We start from the raw sequence: 24,992 nt of genomic DNA on the forward strand, positions 1-24,992 counted from the left end.
TTGTTTACATTATTTACTGGTATGAATAGAAAAATTGTTGTGATATGTGGACCCACCGGTGTAGGAAAAACCTCTGCGGCCATAGAGGTTTGCAGACGGTTTTCCGGGGAAGTGGTCGGGGCGGATTCCATGCAGGTTTATCGGCAAATGGACATCGGCACGGCCAAACCCACCGAAGAGGAGCAGCGTCTTGCCGTTCATCACATGATTGACGTGGTGGACCCTGATGAAGCTTACGACGCCGCCCTTTTTTTGGCCCAGGCCGATGGGGTGATCGACGCCCTGTGCGATGGCGGGGTGTTGCCCGTGGTGGCCGGCGGCACCGGCCTTTATGTGAAAGCCCTGGTTCACGGGCTCTCCGAGGCGATCCCGTCGGATCCCGTCATTACCGAGAGGCTTACGGCCGAGGTGGAGGCCTCGGGGCTTGCCCCCCTTTACGCCCGATTGGTTCAGGTGGACCCGGCGTATGCTGAGAAAATAAGCGAAAACGATCCGTTGCGCATTGTTCGTGCCCTCTCTGTTTTCGAGGCCACGGGCAAGCCCTTCAGCGCCCACCACGCAGAGCACGCCTTTGCACAGGCCCGCTACGATGCCCTCAAGGTCTGTCTCTTTTCGGACCGGGAGACCCTGTACGACCGCATCAACCGGCGCGTGGACCTCATGGTGGCCGAGGGCCTTCTGGACGAGGTCAAAGGGCTCCTTGCCCGTGGCTACCACCGGGGCCTGAAGTCCATGGGTTCCATCGGGTACCGGCACATGGTAGAGCACCTGGAGGATGGCGTGCCCTGGGAGGAGACTGTCAGGCTCCTGAAGCGGGACACGCGAGCAGTGCCAAGCGGCAGCTGGCCCTTGGCTTCGGCCGACCCGACATGATCTGGCTGGACCCCGGGGATACCGAAGGTCTTTTTGCGGCTGTGGAATCGTTCCTTGCATGACAACCCACTATATTAAGGATGGCCAAAGGGTATGGCGATAAAGAACCCGTTGATAAAAAAAGGGGCCCGGGCACTGCTTTTCCTGGTGCTTATTCTGTGTTTGGTCGGTTGCGGGCAAAGGGGGTACGGCCCTGAGCGGGTCCTGCCGGAAGATGAGCAGCTTTTTGTCCGTGCGGAAGAGGCCTTTGGCGCACGGCGATACGACCAGGCGCTGGAGATGTACGCAGACGTGGTGGGCCATTATCCCGAAAGTCATGTGGCCGCTGCAGCCCTGTTGAAGCAGGGGATGATCTACGGCCTTACCGGTGACTACGACAAGGCCGACGTCGCACTGGCCCGGGTGGCCGAGGCATATCCCGAGAGCCCCCTTGTGCCTGTGGCTCTGGTGGAGTCCATGATTCTTTCCTATCGCCGGAGGCCCAGGGGTGATCCAAAGGGTGCGGCCATTCCAGATACCCTCTCTCCATCCGATTATCTGATGCGAAAATACGCCGTCATGGGGGATGCCTACCTGGCCCTGGGGGATACTGTGGATGCCGTGGGCGCCTATTTCAAGGCGTGCGAACTGGCCCATCCTGCAGAGCGCAGGGGGGTGACGGTCCGTCTCCGGCAGACCGTGGCCAACCTGACCCTTTCGGAAACCCTGGAGATGCTTTCGCGGGTCCACGACAAGGAGAAAAGGGGGTACCTGCTTCTGAGGCGCATGCGGGCCCTGGCCGAGGACGGGCAGGGTGACGAGGCCCTCCGGGGGGCGGTGGAGTTTCTGAGCCTTTACGCGGTTCACCCGGTGCGTGATGAGGTGGTGGCCTTTCGGGAGGCCCTCAGTCAGACCCATTTCAACCCCAGGGTCCTGGGATGCCTGTTGCCCTTTACGGGCCGGTATGCCGAGTACGGGCGCCAGGCACGGGAGGGGATTGAGCTTGCCTTCCAGTCCATGGCCGCTGACGAAAGGTATCGGGATGCCCAGTTGATTTTCCGGGATACGGGCTCCGATGACGAGACGACGCGCCAGGCCGTTCGTGAGCTGGTGGAGGCAGGGGCCGCAGCCATCATCGGTCCGGTGGGCAACGTGGAGAGCGCCGCGGCCGAAGCCCAGCTCAGGGGGATTCCCCTCATGACCATGACGGGCAAAGAGGGGATCACCGCCTCCGGCGACTTTGTTTTCCGGAACTTCATAACCCCCAGGATGCAGGTCCGCTCCGTGGTCTCATACGCCTTTGAGGTGCTGGGCTTAAACGATTTTGTGATCCTCTATCCCGATGAACCCTATGGCCGGGATTTCATGAACCTGTTCTGGGATGAGGTGGAGACACTTGGGGAGGAGTTGGGTGGAGGCCTACGCGGCCGGTACCGTGGACTTTTCACGGGCCATCAAGAAACTGACCGGGCTCTGGTACGCCAAGCCCCAGGTTCCCACCGGCATGCAGGCCTGGGGGCGTGTGCTGCCCGAAGATGCCAAAGGCTCGGGCCAGGTGGTGGACTTTGAGGCGATCTTTATTCCCGACGGACGGAAAAATCTTGAGATGATCCTGCCCCAGCTGGCCTTCCACGATTTAGGGGGTGTGTACACCCTGGGTACGAACCTCTGGCACAACACAGCCCTGAGAAAAGGGGTGTCCGGCCATCTTGGGAACAGCATCATCCCCGACGGTTTTTACGCGCGGAGCCGCGACCCGAAGGTCAAGGGATTTGTAAGGGCGTTTAAAGGCGCCTATGGGCGAACCCCATTACATCGAGGCCGTGGCCTTTGACTCTGCTTCTTTGATGTTGAATATCCTACTGGATTCGGCACCGGCATCCCGTGGTGCGGTCCGTGATGCTCTTCTGGCGGTGAACGCCTATCCCGGGGTCACCGGAACCACCTCCTTTGACGGAACCGGCGATGCGGACAAGGCCCTGACCCTTCTGAAGGGATCGAGGCGGCGGTTTGTGGAAGTGGGGAGTAAGAGGCAGGCCATAGGAAAAAGGTCATAGGCTATAAGCTATAGGGGGCGGGGTGCGTGGGCGCTTCACCACCTTATAAAATGGCTGTGCCGCCACGCTGTTTCCGAGAATCATTTTGGACGCGTCACCGTTTAATTGGAAACGTTTTTGCGAGGCTTGTTTTACCAAGTCGACCCGCGGAAGCGTTTTTTATGCCTTTTCCGGGGCGGGGTTCTTGAGAGCGCCCCCATGGCCTCCAGCACTAAGCCCAGCTTTCCGTCGGGGTCCACTTTTTTGCGCTGGGTGATCACCTCGTCCATGGGCACATGGACAAAGTGGTTGTTCCAGTGGCTCACCACCATCTTGGTTTTGCCCGCCATGCCGGCGTGGACCGCGTCGCGCCCGAGAAAGCTGCAGAAGACGTGATCGTTGGCGTTGGCCGGAAGGCTCCGGATGATGTAGCTGGGGTCGATGTACTTCAGGCTGACGGGGATCCCCTTCTCCTTGAAGTAGGCCATGATCTTGCTCTTGATGAGCAGGCCAATGTCGTAAAGCTTGACGTTGCCGGACGCGTCGTGCATTTTTTTGCGCCCTTCAAAGAACTCCTGGCCTGCGCCTTCGGCCACCACCACCACGGCGTGGCCGCGAAGGGTCGTTGGCTTCCAGGTTTTCCAGGAAACCGTTGGGGCCGTCCAGGTCAAAGGGGACCTCGGGGATGAGCACGAAGTTGACGTCCTGGCGCGCCAGGGCAGCAGTGGCCGCAAGGAAGCCGGATTCCCTTCCCATGAGCTTGATGAGGCCGATGCCGTTGGGGTAGGCCTCTGCCTCGTTGTGGGCTCCGCTGATGGCCTGGGTGGCGATGTCCACGGCCGTGTCAAAGCCAAAGGACGGCCGCGCGAATAGACGTCGTCAATGGTCTTGGGGATGCCGATGACGCTGATTTTCAGGCCGCGCTTGGTGATGGCCTCCGAGATCTTGGACGCGGCGGCCAGGGTGCCGTCGCCGCCGACCATGAAGAGGATGCCGATGTGCATGCGCTCCAGGCTGTCCACCACCTCTTCGATGTCCTGATCTCCCCGTGAGGACCCCAAAATAGACCCTCCGCTGTCCAGGATGTTGGTGACGCTTTCGGGTGAAAGGTCCACGGTGCTGTGCCCGTATTTGGGGATGAACCCCTGGAGGCCGTGCCGGATCCCGCAGATGTGCTTCACGCCGTAGCGGTGGTAGAGCTCCAAAACCACGGACCGGATGATGTCGTTGAGGCCGGGGCAGAGGCCGCCGCAGGTCGCCGAGCGTAGTCGAACTGCTGGGGTCAACTTGGATTTTTGCGACGGGGCCCGGCTGATTCAAAGGCGGGGGCGGGGATGTCGTCGGCTTTGAGCTGGGCCACATGCTTTTCGTTGACGTGCAGGAGGATCCGCTCGTCGTCGTCCACGAAATAGGCCCCGCATTCACCGTTATTCGGTTGCAGGAGGGGGGAGGGGATCTTGGCTTCACCAAGGGTCTGGATGGTGGTGTCGATGTGTTCGAATCTCATAATCACTCCCATCATGGCGTTGCGATGTGCCCCCGCATCCGGGTAGGGATACGGGGGCGTCGGGTATCTGTCATGATCCGATGCCGGATCAACGGATTTTTCGGGTGAACCGCGGGCGTCCCTTTTTTGCGCCCGGTCAAAAAGGAGAGTGGATCAGTTGCCGTTGAACTGAAACGCCCCTTTTCCGAGGATGTCGTGGAGGTGGAGCAGGCCTTTGACCCTGCCCTGGTCGTCGGTGGCGGGCAGGACCGTGATCTGGTGTGCTTCCATCATGTTGAGGGCGTCGTAGGCCGGGGCATTGATGGCCACGGAGCGGGGGGACCGGGTCATCACCTCGGAGACGGGGCGGGCGGGGTCGAAGTCCTCGGCTGCCATGAGGTGGCGGACATCCCCGTCGGAGAGCAGCCCCAGGAGCAGGCCCTTGTCGTCGGTGATAAACACGGCACCCAGGCGACGGGCGTCCAGGGCGGCCAGGGCGTCGCCAATGGAGGCGGAAGCCGCCACCAGAGGCACCATCTCGCCGGTGACCATCATCTCGGAGACCTGCAGGGAGAGCCGCTGGCCCAGGGCGCCCCCGGGGTGGAACTTTTTGAAGTCGTCGGGCTTGAGCTTTGAGCATGATCGGCGCAGGAGAGCGTCGCCCATGGCAAGCTGGGCCGTGGTGCTGGAGGTGGGTGCCAGGCCCAGGGGGCAGGCTTCCTTTTCCACGCCCGTGTCGATGACCAGGTCCGCGTGCTGCCCCAGGGTCGTTGGGCTTGCCGTTGAAGCCACCACCGGACACCCAAGGGCCTTTATGCTGGGCAGCAGGTGGTTGAGCTCGATGGTTTCACCGCTGTTGGAGATGGCCAGCACCACATCCTTGGGGGAGACCATGCCGAGGTCGCCGTGCATGGCTTCCACCGGGTGCATGAAGACAGCGCGGGTTCCGGTGCTGCTCAAGGTGGCGGCGATTTTTCGTCCGATGAGGCCGGATTTGCCGATACCGGTAATGATGACGCGTCCCTGGCTTTCCAGGATGGCGGTTACGGCTTTGTCGAAATTGTGAGTGACCTTGGTCAGGTTGAGGAGGGCATCGGCTTCGGTGCGGATAACCTCGGCGGCCTGTTGGATTCGATTCATGGTGTTGTCCTTCAAGATGGTCTGTATGTATGGAATGCACCATGGACACATATGGACCGTGTGTCCATGATGTTGTGGTTTTGTGTGGGCCTTGCGAAAGGTCGGCTCATCACCTTACTTTCGTAAGTGGCATCAAACGGGCCAAAGATCAAGGGAAAAAGCCGCACGGGGCCATGGGGAGTCCGTGTGCGTCCCCCTTTTCCGGCGGCCTCAGCCATCCGGGGCACCGGATGGTGCCGGGGATCAAGCATCGGCGCAGGGGCAGGGGCGGTGCCATTTTTTAAAAGCTCCCATGAATTTGAATTTGACAAATGGGGCTGAGTTCTTTTATAAATATTTGGTTTAATTTTGATCTATTGAGATACCATGAGTCGGCCCCAGGGCCAAAATCTGTGATATGGAGAGTATATCCAATGATTTGTACAACAGTTCGAAACGGCAGCGATTGCCCTTTCATGACCAAAAGCGGTTGCTCCTACGAGGGCGGCGTCTGCAAACCCATTATCGAAAAGTGCGAAGGCTGCGGCCGCATCGGTGAGTTCGCCTCCGAAAAATACTGCACGTCCGCACCCGATCCCGATGCACGCTGGAAAAACGGCAACTGCAACCTTGCCACCCACGTGAAGAACGTGATCGTTGAGAAGAAGCAGAAGATCAACCCCATCAAAGCTTCAAAGCGTGGGGGAAGATAGCGTATCGAGTCGATGCAGAGCCGATCATAGATGCGCCTTTTCGGACGATTCAAAAGCCCCCGCCTTTTCACCTTTGTGGTACAACGACGGGGGTTTTTTTATCTTTTGGTTATTGCCTGGAGAATAGGGGCGGCACCTTGCCGCATGACACGTATATGATGAAGATGTGGCTGGCCCACATCGGAAGTGTCGAACCGACACAGATTTGAAGGAGCCTGATCCATGAACGAAATCGCCAGACAGCTGAATGAGGAAATCGCCCAGGGTAATGGTTATCTGATGGAGATGTTGTCAGAGGTTGGTAAAAATCTCTTTTTTCCCAAAGGGATTTTGAGCCAGTCCGCTGAAGCAAAACAAAAAGCGCACCGGATCAACGCCACCATCGGCATTGCCAAGGAAGAGGGCGGCATCATGCGTCTTCCGTCCGTCATGGGCGAAGGTGATCGAGGGGCTGGCACGGAAAACAGCCTGACCTACGCCCCCTCATTCGGTATCCCCGGACTCCGCGCCGCCTGGAAAGAGGCGATGTACGAGAAGAACCCCTCCCTTGAAGGGGCAGAGGTGAGCCTGCCCGTTGTGACCTGCGGCATCACCCAGGCCATCAGCGTCATGGCCGATGTCTGGGTCGACCCCGGCGACGCGGTGATCCTGCCGGACATGATGTGGGGCAACTACAACCTGATCCTCTCGGTTCGCAAAGGCGCCACCTTGTCCAAGTACAACCTCTTTACCGAAGCCGGCGGCTTTGACCTGGCCGCCTTTGAGGCCAAGGTGAAGGAAGAGGCGGCGGCTCGCGACAAGATCATCGTGCTCCTCAACTTTCCCCAGAACCCCACCGGGTATACGGTGACCAATGCCGAAGCAGCCAGGATCGCCGACATCCTTGAAGAGGTGGCCAAGGGCGGGACCAACGTCATCGCCGTCACCGACGATGCCTACTTTGGCCTGTTCTACGAAGAAGACGTCCTCAAGGAGTCCATCTTCTCCCTCATCAGCGGTCGCCACGAGCGCCTCATGGCCATCAAGATGGACGGGGCCACCAAGGAAGATTATGTCTGGGGCCTTCGCGTGGGCTTTCTCACCTACGGCATTCCCGCCTGTGATAACCAGGCCGGTGTCTACGACGCCCTGGAGAGGAAAACCGCCGGTGCGGTTCGCGGCAGCGTCTCCAACGCCTCGCACCTGAGCCAGTCCATTGTCCTGAAGGCCATGCAGACCGAAGGCTACGCCGAGTCCAAGGACGCCAAGGGCGAGATCCTCAAGGCCCGCGCCAACAAGGTGGCCGAGGTGTCCCGCGATGCGAAGTACGCCGACGCCTGGAGCGTCTATCCCTTTAACTCGGGCTACTTCATGTGCATCCGCCTTAAGAACACCGATGCCGAAACCCTGAGACTCCATCTCCTGGATACCTACGGGGTGGGCCTCATCTCCCTGGGGGCCACCGACCTGCGCGTGGCGTTCTCCTGCATTGAGATCGAGGACGTTCGCGAGCTCTTCGACACCATTTACAAAGGTGTCCAGGACCTGGCGGGCTAACCGGTTCGTTTGTTGCACCCGGGCCTGACCTCGCTCCGGCCCGGGCTTTTAAGTGCCCTGCAGACTCTCTGCTGTGCGGGGCGGCACATGTGATTGCCCATTGGAGTTTATATGGTCTTGTTGACCAAAGGCGCACGGGGTCGGAAAGGGATCTACAACGCCGGCAAGTGGTTTTCCTACTTTTTGATCATTGGCCTCATTGCCGGGTGCGGATCTGTCCTTTTTCACTACCTGTGCCAGCTGGGAATCCACTATTTTATGGATTTCATGGCAGGGTACCGTCCCACGCCTCCCGCCGGAGAGCACCATCTCCTCGAACCCACCACCCGTCCTTTCAATCGGTGGATCCTCCTGTTTCTTCCCGCCCTGGGCGGTCTCGTCAGCGGCTGGCTGGTCTACACCTTTGCCCCGGAGGCCGAAGGCCACGGCACCGATGCAGCCATCGACGCCTACCACAACAAGGGGGGCTTCATCCGGAGCCGGGTGCCCATCATCAAAACCATTGCCTCCACCATCACCCTGACCACGGGTGGGTCCGGTGGCCGGGAAGGCCCCATCGCCCAGATCGGGGCAGGTTTTGCCTCGTTTCTGGCCACGCGTTTAAATCTGTCGGACCGGGAACGCCGCATCATGATGGCTGCGGGCATCGGCGCAGGGGTGGGGAGTATCTTCCGTGCGCCCCTGGCAGGGGCTCTGTTTGCTTCGGAGGTGCTTTACCGGGACCCCGAGTTTGAGTCCGATGTGATTATTCCTGCGGGGATCTCCTCGGTGGTGGCCTACTGCGTCTACTGCCTGGTTTATGGCTGGGGGTCCCTTTTCGAGTCCCCGGATTTTCTCTTCCGAAACCCCCTGGAACTCGGGCCCTACCTGGTGCTGGCTGGGGTGCTGGTGGCCACGGGCTGGTTCTACGTGAAGGTGTTCTACGGCACGGAAAAGGTGTTCAAGAACCTCACCGGGGTGCCCAACCACCTGAAGCCTGCCATGGGCGGGCTCTGCACGGGCATCATCGGGTTTTTCTTTTCCCATACCCTGGCCTTCGGCTACGGGTTTATCCAGACGGCCCTCACCACGGGGCTGCCCATCACCATGCTGCTCACCCTTGCCATCGGTAAGATCTTCACCACCTCCTTTTCCATCGGATCCGGGGGCAGCGGCGGGGTCTTCGGTCCGTCGGTGGTCATTGGCGGCGCCATGGGCGGCGTTGTGGGCCGGGTCTCGACCAGATCATGCCGGGGGTGGTCACGGCCCCCGGGGCCTTTATCATCGTGGGCATGGCCGGTTTTTTTACGGCTGTCTCCAACACCCCCATCTCCACCATTATCTTCGTCAGCGAGATGACCAACTCGTACCATCTCCTGCTGCCGAGTCTCATGGTCTGCTCCATCTGTTTTCTCATGGGCCAGAAGTTCACCATCTTTGAAAACCAGGTGAAGACCAAGGTGGATTCCCCGGCCCATGCCGGTGAGTTCATGGTGGATATTCTTCAGAAGCTTCGAGTAAAGGACCTCATGCCTGCGGTAAAGCAGGTGCCTCACGTCCATGAAGAGATGGGCTTTCTTGCCTTCAAGCGATTCTTTTCGGAGACCAAGCAGCACTACTTTCCCGTGATGAACAAAGAGGAGCGCCTGGTGGGCATCTTTTCGTCCACAGACATCCGGAGTGTGATTTTTCTTCAAGAGGTGGAGCACCTCATTGTGATGCGGGACATCGCCACCACCGAGATTATCACCACCACCCCGTCCGAAGATTTAAACGCGGTGCTCCAGAAGTTTACTCAGAAGAACATCGACAGCCTGCCCGTGGTGCAGGAGCATGACGCGGGCATCCTCATCGGCATGCTGGATCGTCGCGCGGCCCGCCATTGCCACGACAACCGCCCAGGCAGACGGAGAAACCACCAGGGGTTAAAGCCCCTGGGGATTGCGAATGCTCCTTGGGCTCGTTCCTCGCCCGCGTCCATTCGCGTACGGGCTGCGCCCGTGGGAAAACGTGGGGTGACGGATAAAAAAAGGGAGACCACGTCGCTGTGACGTGATCTCCCTTCTTTATTTGTAAGCCACGGGCGTCAGCCCGTCAGCGAACGTGATGAGCCTGAGGCACGAAGGCGAAAGAGCATTCGCGAACCTGGGGTCCAGGGGCTTAGCCCCTGGCCGCCGGAGGCATCGCTTTTGTCTTACAGCAGGTCGAGCAGCTCCAGAGGGTGGTTGATGAGGTGTTTTGCGCCGCTCTCTTCGAGCTCCTTTTGTTCGCGGAAGCCCCAGAGGACGCCCACGGGGACCATGCCGGCGCCGGTGGCGGTTTTCATGTCCACGGCGGTGTCGCCAAGGTAGAGCATCTCCTCGCCTTTGATACCGGTGGTCTCAAGGGTCTCCAGGGCCCCTGCGGGGTCGGGCTTTCTGGGGACGCTTTCCCGGGCACCCAGGACCTGGTCAAAGGTCCAGTGGGGCATGATGTCGGCGACGCACTCCCCGGCGGATTCGTGGGGTTTGTTGGTGAGGACAAAGAGTTTGATGCCTTTATCCGCAAGGGCGGTGAGGAGCTCGGGGATCCCGTCGTAGGGATGGGCGATGGTGCCGGTGAGCTTGTGGTAGACCGAGAGGAAACGCTCCAGCAGGGGCTCGAATTTGTCGGGGTCGGCTGTGACCTCTTTGGGGGCGGCCCGCTCCACCAGAACCCGGGCCCCGTGGCCTGCAAAGTACTTGAAGGCGTCTTCGGGGTGGGTGGGGTAGCCGAAGGCCTCCAGGGTGCGGTTGGTGGCGGTGGCGATCTCTTCCAGGGAATCGATGAGGGTGCCGTCCAGGTCGAAGACGACCCCTTTGATATGTGATGTCATGAATGGTTCTCCTAACAGGGGCCGAGCCAGAGGCCGGCGGGGTAGAGGGGGGAGTCGGTGAACTCTCTCGGTGTGTGGGGCGTGTCTTCATACGCCACGGATACGAGAAACAGGCCCCGGGAAGGGGCGGTGGCACCGGCGTGTTGTCTGTTGCAGGATGCAAGGATCGCCTTGAATCCGTCCGGGGTGGTGCGGGAGAGTCCCACATCCACCAGGGTGCCCACCAGGTTCCGCACCATGAATTTTAAAAAGCCGCTGCCGCAGAAGGTGAGGGTGATAAGCCCCTGGCCGTGGTCGTGGACGCAGGCCTCAAAGAGGGTGCGCACGGTGGTGGCCCGGGGGCTGCCTGTGCCTTCGAAGGCTTTGAAATCATGGGTGCCCGCAAGGCAGGCGGCCGCCTGCTGCATGGCCGGAATATCCAGCGGATTCCGGATGTGCCAGAAGGTGTCGGCGCTTACGGCCGGGGCCACCGGGCGGTTGATGATGCGGTAGGTGTAGCGCTTGCGCCGGGCGTTGAACCGGGCGTGGAAGGAATCGTCTACCTTTTCGCATGCGTGGATGGTGATGGTCTCCGGGAGCATGCTGTTGAGGGCGTCCTGGAACTTTTCAGCGGATATGGCGGTGTCTGCCTTGAAATGGGCCACCTGGGCCACGGCATGGACGCCGGCGTCCGTGCGGCCTGAGGCGATGACGGTGACGGGTCGGGTGACCATGCGCGTCAGGGCTTTTTGGATCGCCTCCTGCACCGTGGGCTGGTCGGGTTGGATCTGCCAGCCGGCGTAGGGCGTTCCGTGGTATCCGATGGTCAGTTTGAAGGTGGTTTCCATATCAGATGCGGTTGATGGGCACGCAGGCCATTTTCCGTTCAAAGGCTTCGTCGATGAGTTCCTTGAGCCGTTCGGGGCGATAGCTTGTGTTGCAGGACCTGCAACGGAAGGTGACGCGGGTTCAGGACCGCTGCACCTCAAGGGGGCTTCCGCATTCGGGGCACTCCCCGTGGGTGTCGGTTTGATTGAACATTTCAGAGGTTTCCTGTACATAGGGTAAGGGGCGCGCCGCAGTAAAGGCGCGGCCCCGATTTTTTGGGCCGGAAAGCGGCCCGGTGATCGCCATAGGTATATAGAAGAAACGGAGCGGATTCAACCGCTCTTTGGAAGGAGAAGGGGTTGTGACTGAGATTGAGGGGGTGCGCCTCCAGAAATACCTGGCCCATGCAGGGGTCTGCTCCAGGCGGGCTGCCGAAACCCTGATAAAGGAGGGGGCAGTGACCGTGAACGACCGGGTGGTCACGGAGTTGGGGTCCCGGGTGGATCCGGCAAAGGACCGGGTCTGCGTGAAGGGCCAGGCGGTTCGCACCGAAGAAAAACGGGTCTACCTTGCCCTGCACAAGCCCGTGGGGGTGATCACCTCCTGCAACCATGGGGATGCCAGGGTGGTGACGGACCTGGTGGACGTGCCGGAGCGGGTGTTTCCCGTGGGGCGGCTGGACCGGGATTCGTCGGGGCTCCTTATCCTCACCAACGACGGCAGGATTCACCACCGGCTCTCCCACCCCTCCTTTGACCATGAAAAAGAGTACCGGGTGCGGGTGTCAACCGAGATTTCGTCCTCGGAGCTGTCCCGCATGGAAAAGGGGATACGCCTGAAAGAAGGCATGACCCGGCCCTGCAGGATCCGCCGGGAGGACAGGGACCGTTACACCATTGTGCTCAAAGAGGGTAAGAATCGCCAGATCCGGCGCATGGCGCAAAGCGTGGGCCATGAGGTGGTGACCCTGAAGCGGGTGCGCATGGCCAATATCCGGCTGGGGCAGTTGAAGCCCGGCCAGTGGCGCCATCTCTCGGAAGGGGAGGTGGCCGAGCTCTTGAAGCGAACCGGGGTAGAGGCCGGTAAAGGGAGGCGACGCAGGTGATGGGCTTGTTTGGGTGCAGCACAGGATACAGGTATACGCCCCTGGGTGAGTTTTACTGCCCGGGATGCCGCCAGACCTCAGAGTGTCAGTCCATGGAGACCCTTACGGTGATCCGGCTGCTGGGGATGCCTGTGCGCACACGTTCCGAAGATGCCGGCCTGGTGCGCTGCCTTCGGTGCGGCGGGGTCTTTGACCGGGATGTGACAGCCCATAGCCCCACGGTGACCCGTGACGGGTTGAAGCCCGCGCTTTTGGCTGTGGTGCTGGCGATGATGGATGCCCACGGGGAGGGGAACTGCTCGAAAGGAGCCGTTGACTCCCAGTTCATTGAGGACGTGACGGGGGTTGTTATGGATGCCGATGCCATGGCTCTGGAAACGCGTCGTTATGAAGCCGACCCCGATGCCCTGGGAGAGCGCCTGAAGCGTATCGCTCCGTATCTTGCCAACGCCGAGAAACGGATGCTCCTTGAGTCGGCCCATCGTGCGGCCCAGGCAATGGGGTATGTGTCCGGTCAGGCGGCCTTGTTGCAGCGCATCGCCTCTCTCCTTGAGGTCCCCGATTCCCTGGTCCGGGCAGCGTACGATGCGGCCTCCGGCTCGTGAAGTGAGCTTACCTGCCTTGTTTCTCTGTTCCTTTAGAAGGCGCGCATGGCAGTCATAAAAAAAGGACACCCCCAGGCGGGGTGTCCTTTTTTGGTTTGGTGCGAGAAGCAGTCGTTCAGGCTCGGCCTTGGTAAGGCTTACCGGCTCGTGAGGGCGGCCCGGGCTTCTCCGGCCACGTAGAGGGATCCGGCCACGAGGACCAGTTCGTCCTGCCGGGCTGTGGAGCGGGCAGACTGGATGGCCTGCGCGATGTCGGGGATAACCGAGACGTCGCGGACGTATTTGGACGCAGCGGCCCGCATGGCTTCCGGGTCGATGCTTCGGTCGGTCTTGGCCTTGACGAGGATGACGCGCCTGCAAAAGGGCAGCAGGTTGGCAAACATCTTGGGATAGGCTTTGTCGTCAAGGATGCCTGTGGCCAGGGTGATGTCCCGGCCCCGCTGCTCGTCTTCAAGGTACTGGACGAGGGCTTTTATGGCTGCAGGGTTGTGCGCCCCGTCAATGATGGTCTCCGGGTTGCCGGCGACCCGCTCGAGGCGTCCGGGCCAGGGGGTGGTGGCCAGGCCCTGGCGGATGGTCTCGTCGGCGATGCGGAATGTGTCCCCTTTTCTCAAGGTGGCACAGGCTGCCACGGCAAGGGCGGCGTTATCCACCTGGTGTCTGCCGAGCAGGGAGGTGGTGAGGTCGCTGATGGAGATGCCGCTGCAGCGGCAGCTGAACCCCTTGTCGGAGCGTCGGGTGTGGATGTCCCGGCCCAGGCGGATCACGGGGGCGTCCAGCTCCCGGGCGGTCTCTTCCACCACGCCGATGGCGCTGGCCTGGCGCACGCCCACGATGGCGGGGATGCCCTGCTTGATGATCCCTGCTTTTTCGTAGGCAATTTTGGCGATGGTGTCGCCCAGGTGGTCCTTGTGCTCCAGAGAGACGTTGGTGATGACCGACAGGGCCGGGGTGACGATGTTGGTGGCGTCCAGGCGGCCGCCCATGCCCGTTTCGATGATGGCCACCTCCACCCCTTTTTCGGCGAAGAGATCAAAGGCCATGGCAGTGGTCAGCTCAAAGAAGGTACCGGAGCGTTCTCCGACATTGGCGGCTTCCACCCGGTTGTAGCTGGCCACAACGTCTGCATCGGTGACCATCTCGCCGTCCACCACGATGCGTTCGTTGAACCGGACGAAAGGCGGCAGGAAGTAACGCATACAGGCCGGTACGGTAGCCGGAAAGGGTCAGGATCCGAGATAGATAAGACGCCACGGAACCCTTGCCGTTGGTGCCCGCCACATGGATGACGGTGAATTTTTTCTCCGGGTTGTCCAGGCGTTCAAGGATCCCTTTCATGGTGTCCAGGCCCAGGATGATGCCGAAGCGGCCGAGTTTGTACATGGTGTCGAGACAGCGCTCGTAGTCGGATTGCATTGTCATGGTGGATGTTACTCTGAAGATGTTGGTGGTCTGCCAATACAAAAAACCCGGCTAAATGCAGAAAATGCCTAAGCCGGGCCTTTTGAAAAAGAATCGATAGCGATACAGGAAACTGTCAGGCCTTAGCGGTTGCGGGCACTGGCAATCCTCTGTCGACGCTGCGCTTCGCGCTGCTTGCGGCGTCGGAATTCGCTCGGCTTTTCGTAGCTCTTCTTGAGCTTCAGCCGCTTGAAAAGGCCGTCGTTCTGAATTTTTTTCTTCAGAATACGCATGGCTTTTTCGAGATCGTTATCGAGTACTTTAACTTCGATTTCCTTCAAATATATCGCCCCTTTCTCAACATCAGAGGCCGGTGATCTCTTGCGTTCGGCGTGATGGTTAGTCTGTATACTATTAAAAAGTAAACTCCTGTAAGGATAAAACAAAAAAAAGGTGATGGCAAGAAAAAAATCCTGCCATCACCTTTTCGGTATCTTGCTGTCTGAAAGCCTCGGCCCTGGGCCGTTTGCGTATTCTACAGCTTGGAGATGAGTTCGTCGGTGACGGACTTCATGTCTTTTTCACCGGCCAGGGTGATGTACTTGGTGGCATCGCTCTTGGCGGCAACATCTTTGAAATAGTAGGCCGCAGCCAGGGTGCCGTCCACTTCGTTGTAGTAGATGGAGTGGCGTTTGTCGATGGCTGCGTCATCCTGGTCGTCGGCGCGGGAGGTGAGGGCCCCGCCGCAGACGCGGCATTTGTCGCCGTTGGGCTTGATGGCTTCGATGCCGATGTTGTTGGGGTGGTTGGGGTCGTTTTCGCAGAGGCGTCGGCCGGTGATGCGGAGCTTGGCAATCTCTCGGTCCAGGACAATCTCAACCACGTAGTTGAGTTCCATGCCGGCGGCCTTGAGGGATTCATCGAGTTTTTCGGCCTGCACCTTGTTTCTGGGGAACCCGTCCAGGAGCCAGCCGTTGGCGCAGTCGTCCTGCTTGAGGCGGTCAAGGATCATGGGGATGGTGATGTCATCGGGTACCAGGTCACCGGCGTCGATGTAGCTTTTTGCTTTTTTGCCGAGTTCGGTACCGCCCTTGATGTTCTCGCGGAAGATGGCGCCGGACTCGATGTGGGCAGCATTGTACTTGTCCTTGAGGATGGATCCCTGGGTGCCTTTTCCGCTTCCGTTGGGGCCGAAATACGTATTTAGTAGAAAATCGCTTCAGTTAAAGGGGTAAACGATAACCATATACAATTTTGGGTGGACAGAGTCGTTGCTTCGCGGCCCTGTCTCCTTTGGTCCGTGCGGGGTGCAAAGAAGGGGTTCCTCGCCTGGCCGGTACGAATTATTAGCCAATGGTTTGGAAAACGGCAACGCCTTTTGGCGGCCGAGCCTGATTGAGGAATCCATTCTTCGATTATTTTTTACATAATCATCAAAAAAGTTTAAGTAATAGAATGTAGGTGGCTTGTCAAGGGGAGGGATACATTGTATGGGAGGATGGGGGCTGATTCAGGGCGAATTTTCAATGACGTCCTGGGTGTGATGTTGCGCAGAAAGTTCCCTGTGGTGTGGGGTGTTGTGAGGTTTTTTTGACGTATTGGGGCGCCTTTCGGGCGCTGATTGATGGCCCGACGCGCTGGCGCCGGGTGGAAGGATGATGCGGGGATGGTCAAGGTTGGGTTGACCGGGGGGGCTGCCTCCGGAAAAACGACGGTATGTCGCCTGTTCAGGGAAAAAGGTGTGGCGGTGTCCATTGCCGATGAGCTGGCCCGGGAAGCCGTGAGCCCGGGAAGTCCGGGGTTTGACGCGGTGGTGGCCTGGTTTGGTGACGGTGTGGTCGGGGCGGACGGCGGCCTGGATCGCCCCGCGTTGAGGCGGAAGTTGATTTCCGACCCTGAGGCGCGCCGCGTTCTGGAGTCCATTGTGCAGCCCGAGGTCATTCGCCTGATGAAGGTGTTTCTTGAAAGGGAAGAGGCATCGGGGGCGGTGATGGCTGTGTGCGAGGTGCCCCTGCTTTTCGAATTGAACCTTGAGGCCATGTTTGATGTGACCCTCCATGTGGGGGTGGATCGCGCCACCCAGTGCGCCCGGTTGATGGAGCGGGATGGCGTTGCCGAAGCGGAGGCCATGCGGCTTCTGGATCTTCAGTTGCCGGATGGCGACAAGCGGGATCGGGCTGATCTGGTGATTGAAAATATGCGGGGGCTTTCCGAATTGAAAGGGGCATTTTATAAGGTGTTTGAAAAAATTGTAAAAAAATGAGGTGCCCATTTATAAGTCCTTGACATGCCGCGCGCGGGATTGTATCTAACCAATAAAACCGCTCTTTTTGTTATTACCAACGTCATGATCCTTATAGGACCTGCAGAACAGACACTCACCTTACAGAAATCATGGTAAAAAATCTGTAACACATCCCGGCCTCACAGGTGACCTGTGTGGCACGATGTGCCTTCCGAAGGGGCCTTTTTATGTTTTCCATTGCGGGTAATACGGAAGGAGTGGGTATTATTGCACCGAATCAATACGGATTGGGACGACGCTGATTGTTGTTCTGGATGAGCATATAAACATGTGGGGAAACTGTTGATGAACATTGTTGAATTGAAAGCGATGCGGATTGAAGAGCTGGCCAAGATGGCGCGGAGTCTCAATATAGAGGGCGCCGGCGGTCTTCCCAAGCAGGAGCTCATTTTTATGCTGCTCCAGGCCCAGATTGAGCGGGAGGGTCAGATTTACGGGGAGGGTACCCTGGAGGTGCTTCCCGACGGGTTCGGTTTTCTTCGGTCTCCGGATTGCAACTACCTGCCCGGGCCCGATGATATCTACGTTTCCCCTTCTCAGATTCGCAGATTCAACCTCAAGACCGGGGACACGGTTTCCGGTCAGATTCGCCAGCCCAAGGAGTCTGAGCGCTACTTCGCCCTTCTGAAGGTGCAGGCGGTCAACTATGAAGACCCCGATGTGGCGCGTGAAAAGATCTTCTTTGACAACCTCACGCCCCTTTACCCCGAAGTAAAGGTTCAGCTGGAGAACGACAAGGACAAGCCTCCCACCCGCATCCATCGAACTCATGGCTCCCATCGGCTTTGGTCAGAGGGGGCTCATCGTCTCCCCTCCCCGTTCCGGTAAAACCATGATCCTGCAGACCATCGCCAACAGCATGATCAAGAGCCATCCCAATATTGTTCCCTTTATCCTTCTTATTGACGAACGGCCCGAGGAAGTGACCGACATGGCTCGCTCCGTCAAGGCTGAAGTCATCAGCTCGACCTTTGACGAGCCCGCCGAACGTCACGTTCAGGTGGCTGAGATGGTTATCGAGAAGGCCAAGCGCCTTGTGGAGCACAAAAAAGATGTCGTGATCCTTCTGGACAGTATCACCCGTCTGGCCCGTGCCTACAACTCGGTGATGCCTCCGTCGGGCAAGATCCTCTCCGGTGGTGTGGACTCCAACGCCCTGCACCGTCCCAAGCGTTTCTTCGGCGCGGCCCGAAACGTGGAAGAGGGCGGCAGCCTTACCATCATCGCCACGGCGCTTATCGATACGGGCAGCCGCATGGACGAGGTGATCTTCGAGGAATTCAAAGGAACCGGCAACATGGAGCTGGTTCTTGATCGCAAGCTGGCTGATCGCCGCATGTTCCCTGCCATTGACATCAAAAAGTCCGGTACCCGAAAAGAGGAGCTTCTCGTTGAGAAGGGCCAACTCGACAGGATCTGGATCCTGCGCAAGCTTTTGGCATCCCTCAACACCGTGGACAGCATGGGCTTTTTGCTTGACAAGATTAGTGGAACTAAGGATAATATGGAGTTTCTTGATTCCATGAATTCATGATACCACCGCTGCCTATCATCGGCAGCGTAAGGCGGCCCTTCGGGGTTCCCCTCAGGTGGTATGTTTTCATATATTTATCTTTTAAGGAGTTTTACCTCATGAAAAAGGGCATTCATCCCGAATACAAAGCAGCCACTGCCACCTGTGCATGCGGCAACGTCATGACCGTGGGTTCTACCCGCGAAGAGATCAAGGTGGAAATCTGCTCAAGCTGCCATCCGTTCTTCACCGGTAAGCAGAAGCTTGTGGATACGGCTGGTCGTATCGATCGTTTCCGTAAGAAATTCGCAAACTTCGATGCCAGCAAGGTTGGCAAGTAAGTATCGCGACGAAATCAAGACCGTATGGCTTGGGAGAAGAAGGGGAATCGGTTTTTACGATTTCCCTTTTTGTCGTCCGGACGGCGGGTCCGGGCAACGACGGTGCGAACACTTCCCTTTGTGTGCCGGTGGCGCATGACAAAGGGGTAATGGGGCAGGCAAGATAATGTTTGGTAAACTCGAAGGTGTGGAAGACCGGTTCATAAAACTGGAGCAGCTTCTCAGCGATCCCGCTGTGGTCAGCGATCGGGTTCAGTATCAGAAGTACATCAAAGAGCACGGTGAGATCACCAAGCTGGTGGAAGCGTATCGTCAGTACAAGAAGGTTGTGGCTGAGCTTGAGGAAGCCCGGGAGCTTCTCAACGACGACGATCCCGATATGAAAGAGATGGCCGCAGAAGAGATCGGCCCCCTGGAAGCCCAGGTGGAGGAGATGGAGGAAAAGATTGTACCTCCTGGTTCCCAAGGATCCTCTGGATGAGAAGAGTGTCATCGTTGAGCTTCGCGCCGGTACCGGCGGGGACGAGTCCTCACTGTTTGCCGGGGACCTGTTCAAGATGTACACCCGATATGCCGAAGGTCGGGGTTGGGGTGTGGAGGTCATGGACTCTCACGGATCCGATGTGGGCGGCTACAAGGAAGTCGTCTTCCAGGTGAACGGCAAGGGCGCTTACAGCTCGTTCAAGTATGAGAGCGGGGTTCACAGGGTTCAGCGCGTTCCCGCTACGGAGACCCAGGGGCGTATCCATACCTCTGCCGTGACCGTGGCGGTGCTTCCCGAGGCGGAAGATGTGGAGCTGAAGATCGAGCCCAATGAGCTGCGTATCGATATTTTCAGAGACCCCCGGGCTGGCATGGTCAGAGCGTCAACACCACGGACTCCGCGGTCCGTATTACGCACCTTCCCAGGTATCACAGCCACCTGCCAGGATGAACCCAGCACAAGAACAAGGACAAGGCCATGAAGGTGCTTCGGTCCCGTATTCTGGATAAGATGATCCAGGAGACGGAAGCCGAACGTTCCGCCGCCAGGAAAGGCCAGATCGGCAGCGGGGACCGCAGTGAGCGTATCCGTACCTACAACTTTCCCCAGGGTCGCATGACCGATCATCGCATCGGGCTGACCCTCTACCGACTGGATGCCATTATGGAAGGGGATATCGAAGAGATCATCGCATCCCTTAGAACCCACGCCCAGGCCCAGGCCCTCCAAAATGAACAAACCCTCTGATTATCTGTTTGAAACCTCCGTCACCATCGCCCAGGTGCTGGCGGAGGCTGCCCGTCTTTTTGAAGATGCCGGTGTGGATTCCCCGAAGCTTGCCGCGGACCTTTTGATGATGCATCACCTCAAGGTGGGGCGTGCCGGTCTTTTGTTGAGAAAAGACGACCCTGCTTCAGCGTCGCTGAAGAAGGGGTACGAAATTCTTGTCCGGAGGCGGCTGGAGCGGGAGCCCATTGCCTATATCATGGGTGAGACCGGGTTCTGGGATCTCGATTTGACGGTCGCCCCCGGGGTGCTGGTGCCTCGGCCCGATACCGAAACCCTGGTGGAAGCGACTCTGGAGGTTTTGCAGGGTGGGGATAAGGGAGTGCAGCGCGTTGTGGATCTGGGAACAGGGTCCGGTGCCATTGCTCTTTCCCTTGCCAAGGCGTGTCCCGAGCACACGGTTTTGGCAACGGACCGTTCCACAACGGCCCTTGGTGTGGCTCGGGAAAATGCCCGGCGTAACGATCTGGAAGGTCGCGTTTCGTTTATTCAGGGTGTCTGGTTTGCCCCCTTTGCCGAGGCTCCGCTGTTTGATGTGGTTGTCTCCAATCCTCCCTATATTCCCACGGCGGATATCGATCTGCTGGAGCCGGAAGTGGCGGTTTTTGAGCCTCGCCTGGCCCTGGACGGCGATGCCGACGGTTTGCGGGATCTCTCCCTGATTATCTCCGGGTGTCGAACGCACCTGAAACCCGGCGGATGGCTTCTCCTTGAGATGGGCTGGGATCAGCGCGAGGCGGTTCGCGGGCTCCTTGAAGTAGAAGGGATTTTTGATTCCATTCGCTTTTTTGATGACTACGCAGGCAACAACAGGGCGGTGCGTGCTCGTCGCAAGGCTTGATGTCTCTGTGCGGCTTTGAGGGTGTCGGCGTTGTTTCGGCGGGGTATGGAAACGCTTGGCTAAGGTCTGTTTGTCATGCTTTCCAGAGGGTTTTTTTTGTGGTCCCGCAAAGTTTAAATTTTGGGCAGTTGTCTTTTTTTCTTCCCATGCCGCAGGCGCGGCGTCATTTTTCCGGTCCGTGTTCTGGAGGGGCGGTCTTCCTTTACATCTGTTGGGTTCTCGCTGGCCGATGCCGGGGTTTTTTGATGGCTGGTTGGATTGCCCTTGTCATGCGTCTCTGGACCTGTTATGAATGTTAGGATTTATCGATCGAGGCGCATTTTTGCGCCCGACGGTCCGAGCGTGCCCTCCGGGGTGCCAATTTTCAAGCGGCGTCAACAGCCGCTTTTGTTTAATTTGCCCGATTCACGGGCAGATGCATTTTAATGACACACGCCTTCCGACCCGTATCAGGTTCTTTCTCCGTTTTTATCGGGGCGAGTTGATTCCGGGGATGACGGGGGCGGTGGAAAAACCAAAGGAGTAAGGATATGTCTTACGTAAGCATGAAAGAGCTTCTCGAAGCCGGATGCCATTTCGGTCACCAGACCAAACGCTGGAACCCGAAGATGAAGCCGTATATTTTCGGCGCCCGCAACGGTATCTACATCATCAACCTTCAGAAGTCCGTCGGAATGTTCAAGAACGCCTACGACTTCGTCGCTGATGTGGCCGCTGCCGGAAAGTCCGTACTTTTCGTGGGCACCAAGAAGCAGGCCCGAGAAGCCATTTACGAAGAAGCCAACCGCGCTGAGATGTTCTACGTGCAGAACCGCTGGCTCGGCGGCATGCTCACCAACTTCCAGACCGTTAAAACCAGCATCGAGCGCCTCAACAAGCTCAATGAGATCCAGAACGACGGAACCATTGAGAGCTACACCAAAAAAGAGCGCCTCAAGCTCGGTAAAGAGCGCGACAAGCTGGAAGCCGTTATCGGCGGTATCAGCTTCATGAACGGCCTTCCCGGTGCCATCGTCATCGTGGACCCCAAGAAAGAGAGCATCGCCGTCAAGGAAGCTCAGCGTCTCAACATTCCCATCGTTGCTCTTGTGGATACCAACTGTGACCCGGATCCCATCGATTACGTGATCCCCGGTAACGATGATGCCATCCGCTCCATTCGTCTGATCACCTCCCGCCTTGCCGATGCCTGCATCGAAGGCCGCAAGCGCTTCAACGAAAAGCGTGCTGCCGCAAGCGACAAAGGTAACGACGAAGTGGAAACCAAGGCAGCAGCTGTTGCCGAGGCCGCTGCAGGTGACGCAGAAGGGCCCGTGGTTGAAGTGATCCGTAAGAAAACCGAGAATGATGCCCCGGCAGCAGACGCCGCGGCCGATAATGCAGGAGAGTAGTCATGGCAGAAATCAGCGCAGCAATGGTAAAAGAACTTCGTGAAAAGACCGGCTCCGGAATCATGGATTGCAAAAAAGCCCTGAAGGAGAGCGACGGCGATGTGGCCAAGGCCCTCGACTTCCTCCGGAAAAAAGGCCTGGCAGCCGCTGCAAAGCGTTCCGCCCGAGCCACTTCCGAAGGCACCGTCATGAGCTACATCCACATGGGCGGCAAAATCGGTGTTATGGTTGAGATCAACTGCGAAACTGACTTCGTTGCCAAAAACGAAGACTTCCAGGCCTTCGCCAAAGACATCGCCATGCACATTGCAGCCGTCAACCCTGCCGGTCTTGCCCCTGAGGACATTTCCGAAGACGTTGTAGCCAAGGAGCGGGAAATTTACCGTGAGCGCGCCCTTGAGCAGGGCAAGCCTGAGAACATCGTGGACAAGATCGTTGAAGGTCAGGTCCAGAAGTTCTACAAGGATTCCTGCCTCATGAGCCAGGCTTACGTAAAGAATCCCCAGATCACCATTGAGGACTATACAAAAGAGGTTATCGGCAAAATGGGCGAGAACATCCGTATCCGCCGTTTCGTCCGTTACCAGTTAGGAGAGTAGATGACAGCGGCGAAGCCTGCCTTCAAGCGTGTTCTTCTTAAATTAAGTGGTGAAGCTCTGATGGGTGATCAGAGCTTCGGTATCAGCCCCGACATGATGAAATACGTCGCCGAAGAGGTGAAGTCGATTCATGAGCTGGGCGTTGAGGTGGCCATTGTCGTTGGCGGCGGTAATATCTTTCGAGGTATCGCCGCAAGCTCCTACGGCATGGACAGGGCACCTGCCGACCATATGGGGATGCTGGCCACCGTCATCAACAGCATCGCCCTTTCCGGTGCCCTTGAAAAGATCGGCATTCCCACCAGGGTCCAGTCCGCCATCAGCATGCATGAGGTGGCCGAACCCTTTATTCTCCGTCGGGCGGTTCGCCACCTGGAGAAGGGACGCGCCGTGATTTTCGCCGCAGGGACGGGCAGTCCCTACTTCACCACCGACACGGCGGCGGTGCTTCGCGCCCAGGAGATCCACGCGGAACTCCTGATGAAGGCCACCAAGGTGGACGGCATCTACGACAAAGATCCTGTCAAGGAGAAGGACGCCACGTTCTTCCCCCGGATCAAGTACATGGAAGTCTTGGAGAAGCAGCTCAATGTCATGGACATGACTGCCATCTCCCTTGCCATGGACAACAACCTGCCCTTGTCGGTGTTCAATCTCTCCGGCAAGGGAAATATTTTCAAAGTGGTCACCGGGGCCAAGGATGTAGGCACCCTGATTGACAACTGATGATCTTACGGGTATGAATGAGATCAGGTTCGCGATACGCGGGCCTGATCTTTTTCTGTTTCAGGGGGAGGCACCGGACCTGAGCTCTGACCGGTCTTTGATCCCTTTTTATCCCCCCCCTTGCCATACCTGATTTTACAACCATCTAATCTTAATGAAGACAGGAAAGGTGACGATATGATCAACGCGCTTCTCGAAGAGACCAGTGAGAGAATGGGCAAAACCATGGACGCTCTTGAAAAAGAGATGGGACGTGTTCGCACCGGTCGCGCCTCGGCCAATATGCTCGACAGCGTGAAGGTGGACTATTACGGTACCCTGACCCCCCTGAACCAGATGGCTTCCGTCTCTGTTCCGGAACCTCGCCTGCTCGTCATTCAGCCCTGGGATGCTACAGCCCTCAAAGAGATCGAAAAGGGCATCCTCAAAGCAAACATCGGCCTGACCCCCTCCAGCGACGGCAAGCTGATCCGCATCTCCGTGCCCCCCCTCACCGAGGAGCGGCGTAAAGAGATCGTCAAGCTTGTGCACAAGACCTGTGAAGACCACAAGGTGGCGGTCCGAAATATCCGGCGCGATTCCAACGAGACCCTGAAAAGCCTGAAGAAGGACGGGGAGATCTCCGAGGACGATCAGTTCAAGGCCCAGGATCAGGTCCAGAAGGTCACCGATGATTTTGTGGGCAAGATCGACGCGGTTTACAAAGACAAAGAAAAAGAGATTCTCGAGGTTTGATGGAACGAGAGCTTCCCGACGGACTGTCAGCAGACCAGCTGCCCGAGCATGTCGCCTTTATCATGGACGGCAACGGCAGGTGGGCCAAAAAGCGGGTGATGAACCGTGTCAAGGGCCATGAAAAGGGCGCGGGCGCGGTTCGTACGGTGGTGGAGAGCTGCACGAAGTTCGGCATCCCCTACCTGACCCTCTATGCGTTTTCCACGGAAAACTGGCAGCGGCCGAAAAAAGAGGTGGATGCCCTTATGGGGCTCCTCACGCGGTTTCTTCGAAACGAGAAAGCGCAGCTCGTCAAAAACGGCGTCCGCCTGACGGCCATCGGTGAGCTTCATCGCCTGCCGGAGGAGGTGCGGCGTGAGCTCGACCTGGCCATGGAGGCAACGCGTCACAACGAGCGCCTGACCCTCTGCCTGGCCCTGAGCTACGGCAGCCGTTCCGAGCTGGTGGCGGCGGTGCAGGGCATCGCCGACGAGGTGAGCCAGGGGCGTCTCCGGGCCGCCGATGTGGATGAAGAGATGGTGTCACAGCATCTGTTTACCCGCGGTATCCCCGATCCCGACTTGGTGATTCGTACCAGCGGGGAGATGCGCCTCAGCAACTTTCTGCTCTGGCAGTGCGCCTACAGCGAGATATTTTTTACCGAGACCCTTTGGCCCGATTTTAATGAATCGGAGTTTGCTTCCATTCTCAAGGATTTCCAGGCGCGTGAGCGCCGCTATGGAAAGGTGCTTCAGTCCTGAGTCGAGAGTGAACAACGTGGGTACCCGAAGGGAGTATC

At 58.3% G+C, this 24,992-nt stretch carries 28 protein-coding genes and 4 pseudogenes; 22 read left to right on the forward strand and 10 right to left on the reverse strand.

The features are described 5' to 3' along the window. The first annotated feature begins 21 nt into the window (after positions 1-21). The 4 genes from miaA (at position 22) to ACOYW1_RS02010 (ending at position 2,909) form a co-directional block, all read left to right on the forward strand. A complete protein-coding gene (gene miaA, locus ACOYW1_RS01995) occupies positions 22-873 on the forward strand; it encodes a tRNA (adenosine(37)-N6)-dimethylallyltransferase MiaA (protein WP_482421466.1) in 852 nt (283 codons plus the stop codon). Between the two features lie 93 nt (positions 874-966). After that, a complete protein-coding gene (locus ACOYW1_RS02000; RefSeq protein WP_482421467.1) occupies positions 967-2,421 on the forward strand; it encodes an ABC transporter substrate-binding protein in 1,455 nt (484 codons plus the stop codon). Continuing rightward, the gene (locus tag ACOYW1_RS02005) at positions 2,375-2,686 is read left to right on the forward strand and encodes a hypothetical protein (RefSeq protein WP_482421468.1); all 312 of its coding nucleotides are present in this window, start codon (positions 2,375-2,377) and stop codon (positions 2,684-2,686) included. Before ACOYW1_RS02000 ends, ACOYW1_RS02005 begins: the two co-directional genes overlap by 47 nt. After that, on the forward strand, positions 2,649-2,909 hold the full coding sequence (locus ACOYW1_RS02010; RefSeq protein WP_482421469.1) for a hypothetical protein: 261 nt from the start codon (positions 2,649-2,651) through the stop codon (positions 2,907-2,909). Before ACOYW1_RS02005 ends, ACOYW1_RS02010 begins: the two co-directional genes overlap by 38 nt. Before the next feature lie 131 nt (positions 2,910-3,040). Here ACOYW1_RS02010 and ACOYW1_RS02015 read toward each other — a convergent pair whose 3' ends face one another. From ACOYW1_RS02015 to ACOYW1_RS02025, 3 genes are all read right to left on the reverse strand, one after another. Then, the gene (locus ACOYW1_RS02015) at positions 3,041-4,174 is read right to left on the reverse strand and encodes a 6-phosphofructokinase (protein WP_482421470.1); all 1,134 of its coding nucleotides are present in this window, start codon (positions 4,172-4,174) and stop codon (positions 3,041-3,043) included. Then, entirely contained in the window at positions 4,171-4,395 is a 225-nt protein-coding gene (locus ACOYW1_RS02020) for a hypothetical protein (protein WP_482421471.1), read from the reverse strand. Before ACOYW1_RS02020 ends, ACOYW1_RS02015 begins: the two co-directional genes overlap by 4 nt. A 153-nt stretch (positions 4,396-4,548) precedes the next feature. Continuing rightward, positions 4,549-5,514, reverse strand: a complete 966-nt coding sequence (locus tag ACOYW1_RS02025) for a KpsF/GutQ family sugar-phosphate isomerase (protein ID WP_482421472.1) — start codon at positions 5,512-5,514, stop codon at positions 4,549-4,551. 413 nt (positions 5,515-5,927) lie between these two features. On the opposite strand from ACOYW1_RS02025, the gene ACOYW1_RS02030 reads away from it, so the two are divergent. The 4 genes and pseudogenes from ACOYW1_RS02030 (at position 5,928) to ACOYW1_RS02045 (ending at position 9,772) form a co-directional block, all read left to right on the forward strand. Next, the gene (locus ACOYW1_RS02030; RefSeq protein ID WP_180136904.1) at positions 5,928-6,206 is read left to right on the forward strand and encodes a PxxKW family cysteine-rich protein; all 279 of its coding nucleotides are present in this window, start codon (positions 5,928-5,930) and stop codon (positions 6,204-6,206) included. A gap of 222 nt (positions 6,207-6,428) precedes the next feature. After that, positions 6,429-7,742 carry an aminotransferase class I/II-fold pyridoxal phosphate-dependent enzyme gene (locus ACOYW1_RS02035; RefSeq protein ID WP_482421473.1) on the forward strand — a complete coding sequence of 438 codons (1,314 nt, stop codon included), beginning with the start codon at positions 6,429-6,431 and terminating at the stop codon, positions 7,740-7,742. A 267-nt stretch (positions 7,743-8,009) separates the two neighbouring features. After that, positions 8,010-9,349 (forward strand): annotated as a pseudogene (locus ACOYW1_RS02040) (chloride channel protein); the annotation flags it as partial. Between the two features lie 90 nt (positions 9,350-9,439). Next, a complete protein-coding gene (locus ACOYW1_RS02045; RefSeq protein ID WP_482423640.1) occupies positions 9,440-9,772 on the forward strand; it encodes a CBS domain-containing protein in 333 nt (110 codons plus the stop codon). Between the two features lie 143 nt (positions 9,773-9,915). Here the strand turns inward: ACOYW1_RS02045 and ACOYW1_RS02050 are convergent, their stop codons facing one another. The 3 genes and pseudogenes from ACOYW1_RS02050 to ACOYW1_RS02060 all read right to left on the reverse strand — a co-directional run. Further along, complete coding sequence (locus ACOYW1_RS02050) at positions 9,916-10,575, reverse strand: HAD family hydrolase (RefSeq protein WP_482421474.1); 660 nt, start codon at positions 10,573-10,575, stop codon at positions 9,916-9,918. An 11-nt stretch (positions 10,576-10,586) separates the two neighbouring features. Next, positions 10,587-11,402, reverse strand: coding sequence for a tRNA pseudouridine(38-40) synthase TruA (truA, locus tag ACOYW1_RS02055; protein ID WP_482421475.1), 816 nt, complete (start codon positions 11,400-11,402; stop codon positions 10,587-10,589). 1 nt (position 11,403) lies between these two features. Next, positions 11,404-11,511, reverse strand: a pseudogene (locus tag ACOYW1_RS02060) (dual CXXC motif small (seleno)protein); the annotation flags it as partial. A 232-nt stretch (positions 11,512-11,743) separates the two neighbouring features. Between ACOYW1_RS02060 and ACOYW1_RS02065 the strand changes: the two are divergent. Both ACOYW1_RS02065 and ACOYW1_RS02070 read left to right on the forward strand, forming a co-directional pair. Then, the gene (locus tag ACOYW1_RS02065) at positions 11,744-12,487 is read left to right on the forward strand and encodes a pseudouridine synthase (protein ID WP_482421476.1); all 744 of its coding nucleotides are present in this window, start codon (positions 11,744-11,746) and stop codon (positions 12,485-12,487) included. Continuing rightward, on the forward strand, positions 12,484-13,092 hold the full coding sequence (locus ACOYW1_RS02070) for a hypothetical protein (RefSeq protein ID WP_482421477.1): 609 nt from the start codon (positions 12,484-12,486) through the stop codon (positions 13,090-13,092). The genes ACOYW1_RS02065 and ACOYW1_RS02070 overlap by 4 nt, the downstream gene beginning before the upstream one ends. 137 nt (positions 13,093-13,229) lie before the next feature. On the opposite strand, the gene ACOYW1_RS02075 is transcribed toward ACOYW1_RS02070, so the two are convergent. The 4 genes and pseudogenes from ACOYW1_RS02075 to ACOYW1_RS02090 all read right to left on the reverse strand — a co-directional run. After that, positions 13,230-14,231: a bifunctional folylpolyglutamate synthase/dihydrofolate synthase gene (locus ACOYW1_RS02075; RefSeq protein WP_482421478.1), complete on the reverse strand. Its 1,002-nt coding sequence runs from the start codon at positions 14,229-14,231 to the stop codon at positions 13,230-13,232. Beyond that, positions 14,149-14,514, reverse strand: a complete 366-nt coding sequence (locus ACOYW1_RS02080; protein WP_482421479.1) for a hypothetical protein — start codon at positions 14,512-14,514, stop codon at positions 14,149-14,151. Before ACOYW1_RS02080 ends, ACOYW1_RS02075 begins: the two co-directional genes overlap by 83 nt. Positions 14,515-14,636: 122 nt before the next feature. Then, positions 14,637-14,834, reverse strand: coding sequence for a 30S ribosomal protein S21 (rpsU, locus tag ACOYW1_RS02085; RefSeq protein WP_092207517.1), 198 nt, complete (start codon positions 14,832-14,834; stop codon positions 14,637-14,639). 194 nt (positions 14,835-15,028) lie between these two features. Next, a pseudogene (locus tag ACOYW1_RS02090) lies at positions 15,029-15,691 on the reverse strand (adenylate kinase); the annotation flags it as partial. Between the two features lie 426 nt (positions 15,692-16,117). Here ACOYW1_RS02090 and coaE point away from each other — a divergent pair. The 12 genes and pseudogenes from coaE to ACOYW1_RS02150 all read left to right on the forward strand — a co-directional run bounded on the left by coaE (position 16,118) and on the right by ACOYW1_RS02150 (position 24,954). Then, positions 16,118-16,756, forward strand: coding sequence for a dephospho-CoA kinase (gene coaE / locus ACOYW1_RS02095; RefSeq protein ID WP_482421480.1), 639 nt, complete (start codon positions 16,118-16,120; stop codon positions 16,754-16,756). A 327-nt stretch (positions 16,757-17,083) separates the two neighbouring features. Further along, positions 17,084-17,626: a Rho termination factor N-terminal domain-containing protein gene (locus tag ACOYW1_RS02100; RefSeq protein ID WP_482421481.1), complete on the forward strand. Its 543-nt coding sequence runs from the start codon at positions 17,084-17,086 to the stop codon at positions 17,624-17,626. Then, positions 17,568-18,332 carry a transcription termination factor Rho gene (rho, locus tag ACOYW1_RS02105; protein WP_482421482.1) on the forward strand — a complete coding sequence of 255 codons (765 nt, stop codon included), beginning with the start codon at positions 17,568-17,570 and terminating at the stop codon, positions 18,330-18,332. The genes ACOYW1_RS02100 and rho overlap by 59 nt, the downstream gene beginning before the upstream one ends. 98 nt (positions 18,333-18,430) lie before the next feature. Next, positions 18,431-18,652, forward strand: a complete 222-nt coding sequence (rpmE, locus tag ACOYW1_RS02110; protein ID WP_180136895.1) for a 50S ribosomal protein L31 — start codon at positions 18,431-18,433, stop codon at positions 18,650-18,652. A 166-nt stretch (positions 18,653-18,818) separates the two neighbouring features. After that, positions 18,819-19,617: pseudogene (locus ACOYW1_RS02115) on the forward strand (PCRF domain-containing protein). Beyond that, positions 19,614-19,883 (forward strand): peptide chain release factor-like protein, encoded by a 270-nt coding sequence (locus tag ACOYW1_RS02120; protein ID WP_482421483.1) that lies wholly within the window; start codon positions 19,614-19,616, stop codon positions 19,881-19,883. Before ACOYW1_RS02115 ends, ACOYW1_RS02120 begins: the two are co-directional and overlap by 4 nt. Continuing rightward, the gene (prmC, locus tag ACOYW1_RS02125; protein WP_482421484.1) at positions 19,867-20,763 is read left to right on the forward strand and encodes a peptide chain release factor N(5)-glutamine methyltransferase; all 897 of its coding nucleotides are present in this window, start codon (positions 19,867-19,869) and stop codon (positions 20,761-20,763) included. Before ACOYW1_RS02120 ends, prmC begins: the two co-directional genes overlap by 17 nt. A gap of 530 nt (positions 20,764-21,293) precedes the next feature. Continuing rightward, positions 21,294-22,154, forward strand: coding sequence for a 30S ribosomal protein S2 (gene rpsB / locus ACOYW1_RS02130; protein ID WP_180136892.1), 861 nt, complete (start codon positions 21,294-21,296; stop codon positions 22,152-22,154). A gap of 2 nt (positions 22,155-22,156) precedes the next feature. Beyond that, entirely contained in the window at positions 22,157-22,753 is a 597-nt protein-coding gene (gene tsf / locus ACOYW1_RS02135) for a translation elongation factor Ts (RefSeq protein WP_180136891.1), read from the forward strand. Further along, positions 22,754-23,479 carry a UMP kinase gene (gene pyrH / locus ACOYW1_RS02140; protein WP_180136890.1) on the forward strand — a complete coding sequence of 242 codons (726 nt, stop codon included), beginning with the start codon at positions 22,754-22,756 and terminating at the stop codon, positions 23,477-23,479. It abuts the gene before it with no gap. Positions 23,480-23,656: 177 nt separating this feature from the next. Further along, positions 23,657-24,214: a ribosome recycling factor gene (gene frr, locus ACOYW1_RS02145; protein ID WP_180136889.1), complete on the forward strand. Its 558-nt coding sequence runs from the start codon at positions 23,657-23,659 to the stop codon at positions 24,212-24,214. Next, positions 24,214-24,954: an isoprenyl transferase gene (locus ACOYW1_RS02150; RefSeq protein ID WP_482414987.1), complete on the forward strand. Its 741-nt coding sequence runs from the start codon at positions 24,214-24,216 to the stop codon at positions 24,952-24,954. The genes frr and ACOYW1_RS02150 overlap by 1 nt, the downstream gene beginning before the upstream one ends. Positions 24,955-24,992 lie beyond the last annotated feature (38 nt).

The sequence above is a fragment of the Desulfoluna sp. CYM3A genome (genome assembly GCF_056829965.1).

Excerpts from the sequence above, each read along its gene's own strand:
- ACOYW1_RS02120 (WP_482421483.1), top strand. The coding sequence starts at position 19,614 with ATGAAGGTGCTTCGGTCCCGTATTCTGGATAAGATGATCCAGGAGACG.
- ACOYW1_RS02025 (WP_482421472.1), bottom strand. The coding sequence starts at position 5,514 with ATGAATCGAATCCAACAGGCCGCCGAGGTTATCCGCACCGAAGCCGAT.
- truA (WP_482421475.1), bottom strand. The coding sequence starts at position 11,402 with ATGGAAACCACCTTCAAACTGACCATCGGATACCACGGAACGCCCTAC.
- tsf (WP_180136891.1), top strand. The coding sequence starts at position 22,157 with ATGGCAGAAATCAGCGCAGCAATGGTAAAAGAACTTCGTGAAAAGACC.
- ACOYW1_RS02075 (WP_482421478.1), bottom strand. The coding sequence starts at position 14,231 with ATGGTCACCGATGCAGACGTTGTGGCCAGCTACAACCGGGTGGAAGCC.
- frr (WP_180136889.1), top strand. The coding sequence starts at position 23,657 with ATGATCAACGCGCTTCTCGAAGAGACCAGTGAGAGAATGGGCAAAACC.
- rho (WP_482421482.1), top strand. The coding sequence starts at position 17,568 with ATGGCTCCCATCGGCTTTGGTCAGAGGGGGCTCATCGTCTCCCCTCCC.
- coaE (WP_482421480.1), top strand. The coding sequence starts at position 16,118 with ATGGCCCGACGCGCTGGCGCCGGGTGGAAGGATGATGCGGGGATGGTC.
- pyrH (WP_180136890.1), top strand. The coding sequence starts at position 22,754 with ATGACAGCGGCGAAGCCTGCCTTCAAGCGTGTTCTTCTTAAATTAAGT.
- rpmE (WP_180136895.1), top strand. The coding sequence starts at position 18,431 with ATGAAAAAGGGCATTCATCCCGAATACAAAGCAGCCACTGCCACCTGT.
- rpsB (WP_180136892.1), top strand. The coding sequence starts at position 21,294 with ATGTCTTACGTAAGCATGAAAGAGCTTCTCGAAGCCGGATGCCATTTC.
- prmC (WP_482421484.1), top strand. The coding sequence starts at position 19,867 with ATGAACAAACCCTCTGATTATCTGTTTGAAACCTCCGTCACCATCGCC.
- ACOYW1_RS02010 (WP_482421469.1), top strand. The coding sequence starts at position 2,649 with ATGGGCGAACCCCATTACATCGAGGCCGTGGCCTTTGACTCTGCTTCT.
- ACOYW1_RS02080 (WP_482421479.1), bottom strand. The coding sequence starts at position 14,514 with ATGACAATGCAATCCGACTACGAGCGCTGTCTCGACACCATGTACAAA.
- ACOYW1_RS02035 (WP_482421473.1), top strand. The coding sequence starts at position 6,429 with ATGAACGAAATCGCCAGACAGCTGAATGAGGAAATCGCCCAGGGTAAT.
- ACOYW1_RS02030 (WP_180136904.1), top strand. The coding sequence starts at position 5,928 with ATGATTTGTACAACAGTTCGAAACGGCAGCGATTGCCCTTTCATGACC.
- ACOYW1_RS02150 (WP_482414987.1), top strand. The coding sequence starts at position 24,214 with ATGGAACGAGAGCTTCCCGACGGACTGTCAGCAGACCAGCTGCCCGAG.
- ACOYW1_RS02020 (WP_482421471.1), bottom strand. The coding sequence starts at position 4,395 with ATGAGATTCGAACACATCGACACCACCATCCAGACCCTTGGTGAAGCC.
- ACOYW1_RS02000 (WP_482421467.1), top strand. The coding sequence starts at position 967 with ATGGCGATAAAGAACCCGTTGATAAAAAAAGGGGCCCGGGCACTGCTT.
- ACOYW1_RS02045 (WP_482423640.1), top strand. The coding sequence starts at position 9,440 with ATGCGGGACATCGCCACCACCGAGATTATCACCACCACCCCGTCCGAA.
- ACOYW1_RS02050 (WP_482421474.1), bottom strand. The coding sequence starts at position 10,575 with ATGACATCACATATCAAAGGGGTCGTCTTCGACCTGGACGGCACCCTC.
- ACOYW1_RS02100 (WP_482421481.1), top strand. The coding sequence starts at position 17,084 with ATGAACATTGTTGAATTGAAAGCGATGCGGATTGAAGAGCTGGCCAAG.
- miaA (WP_482421466.1), top strand. The coding sequence starts at position 22 with ATGAATAGAAAAATTGTTGTGATATGTGGACCCACCGGTGTAGGAAAA.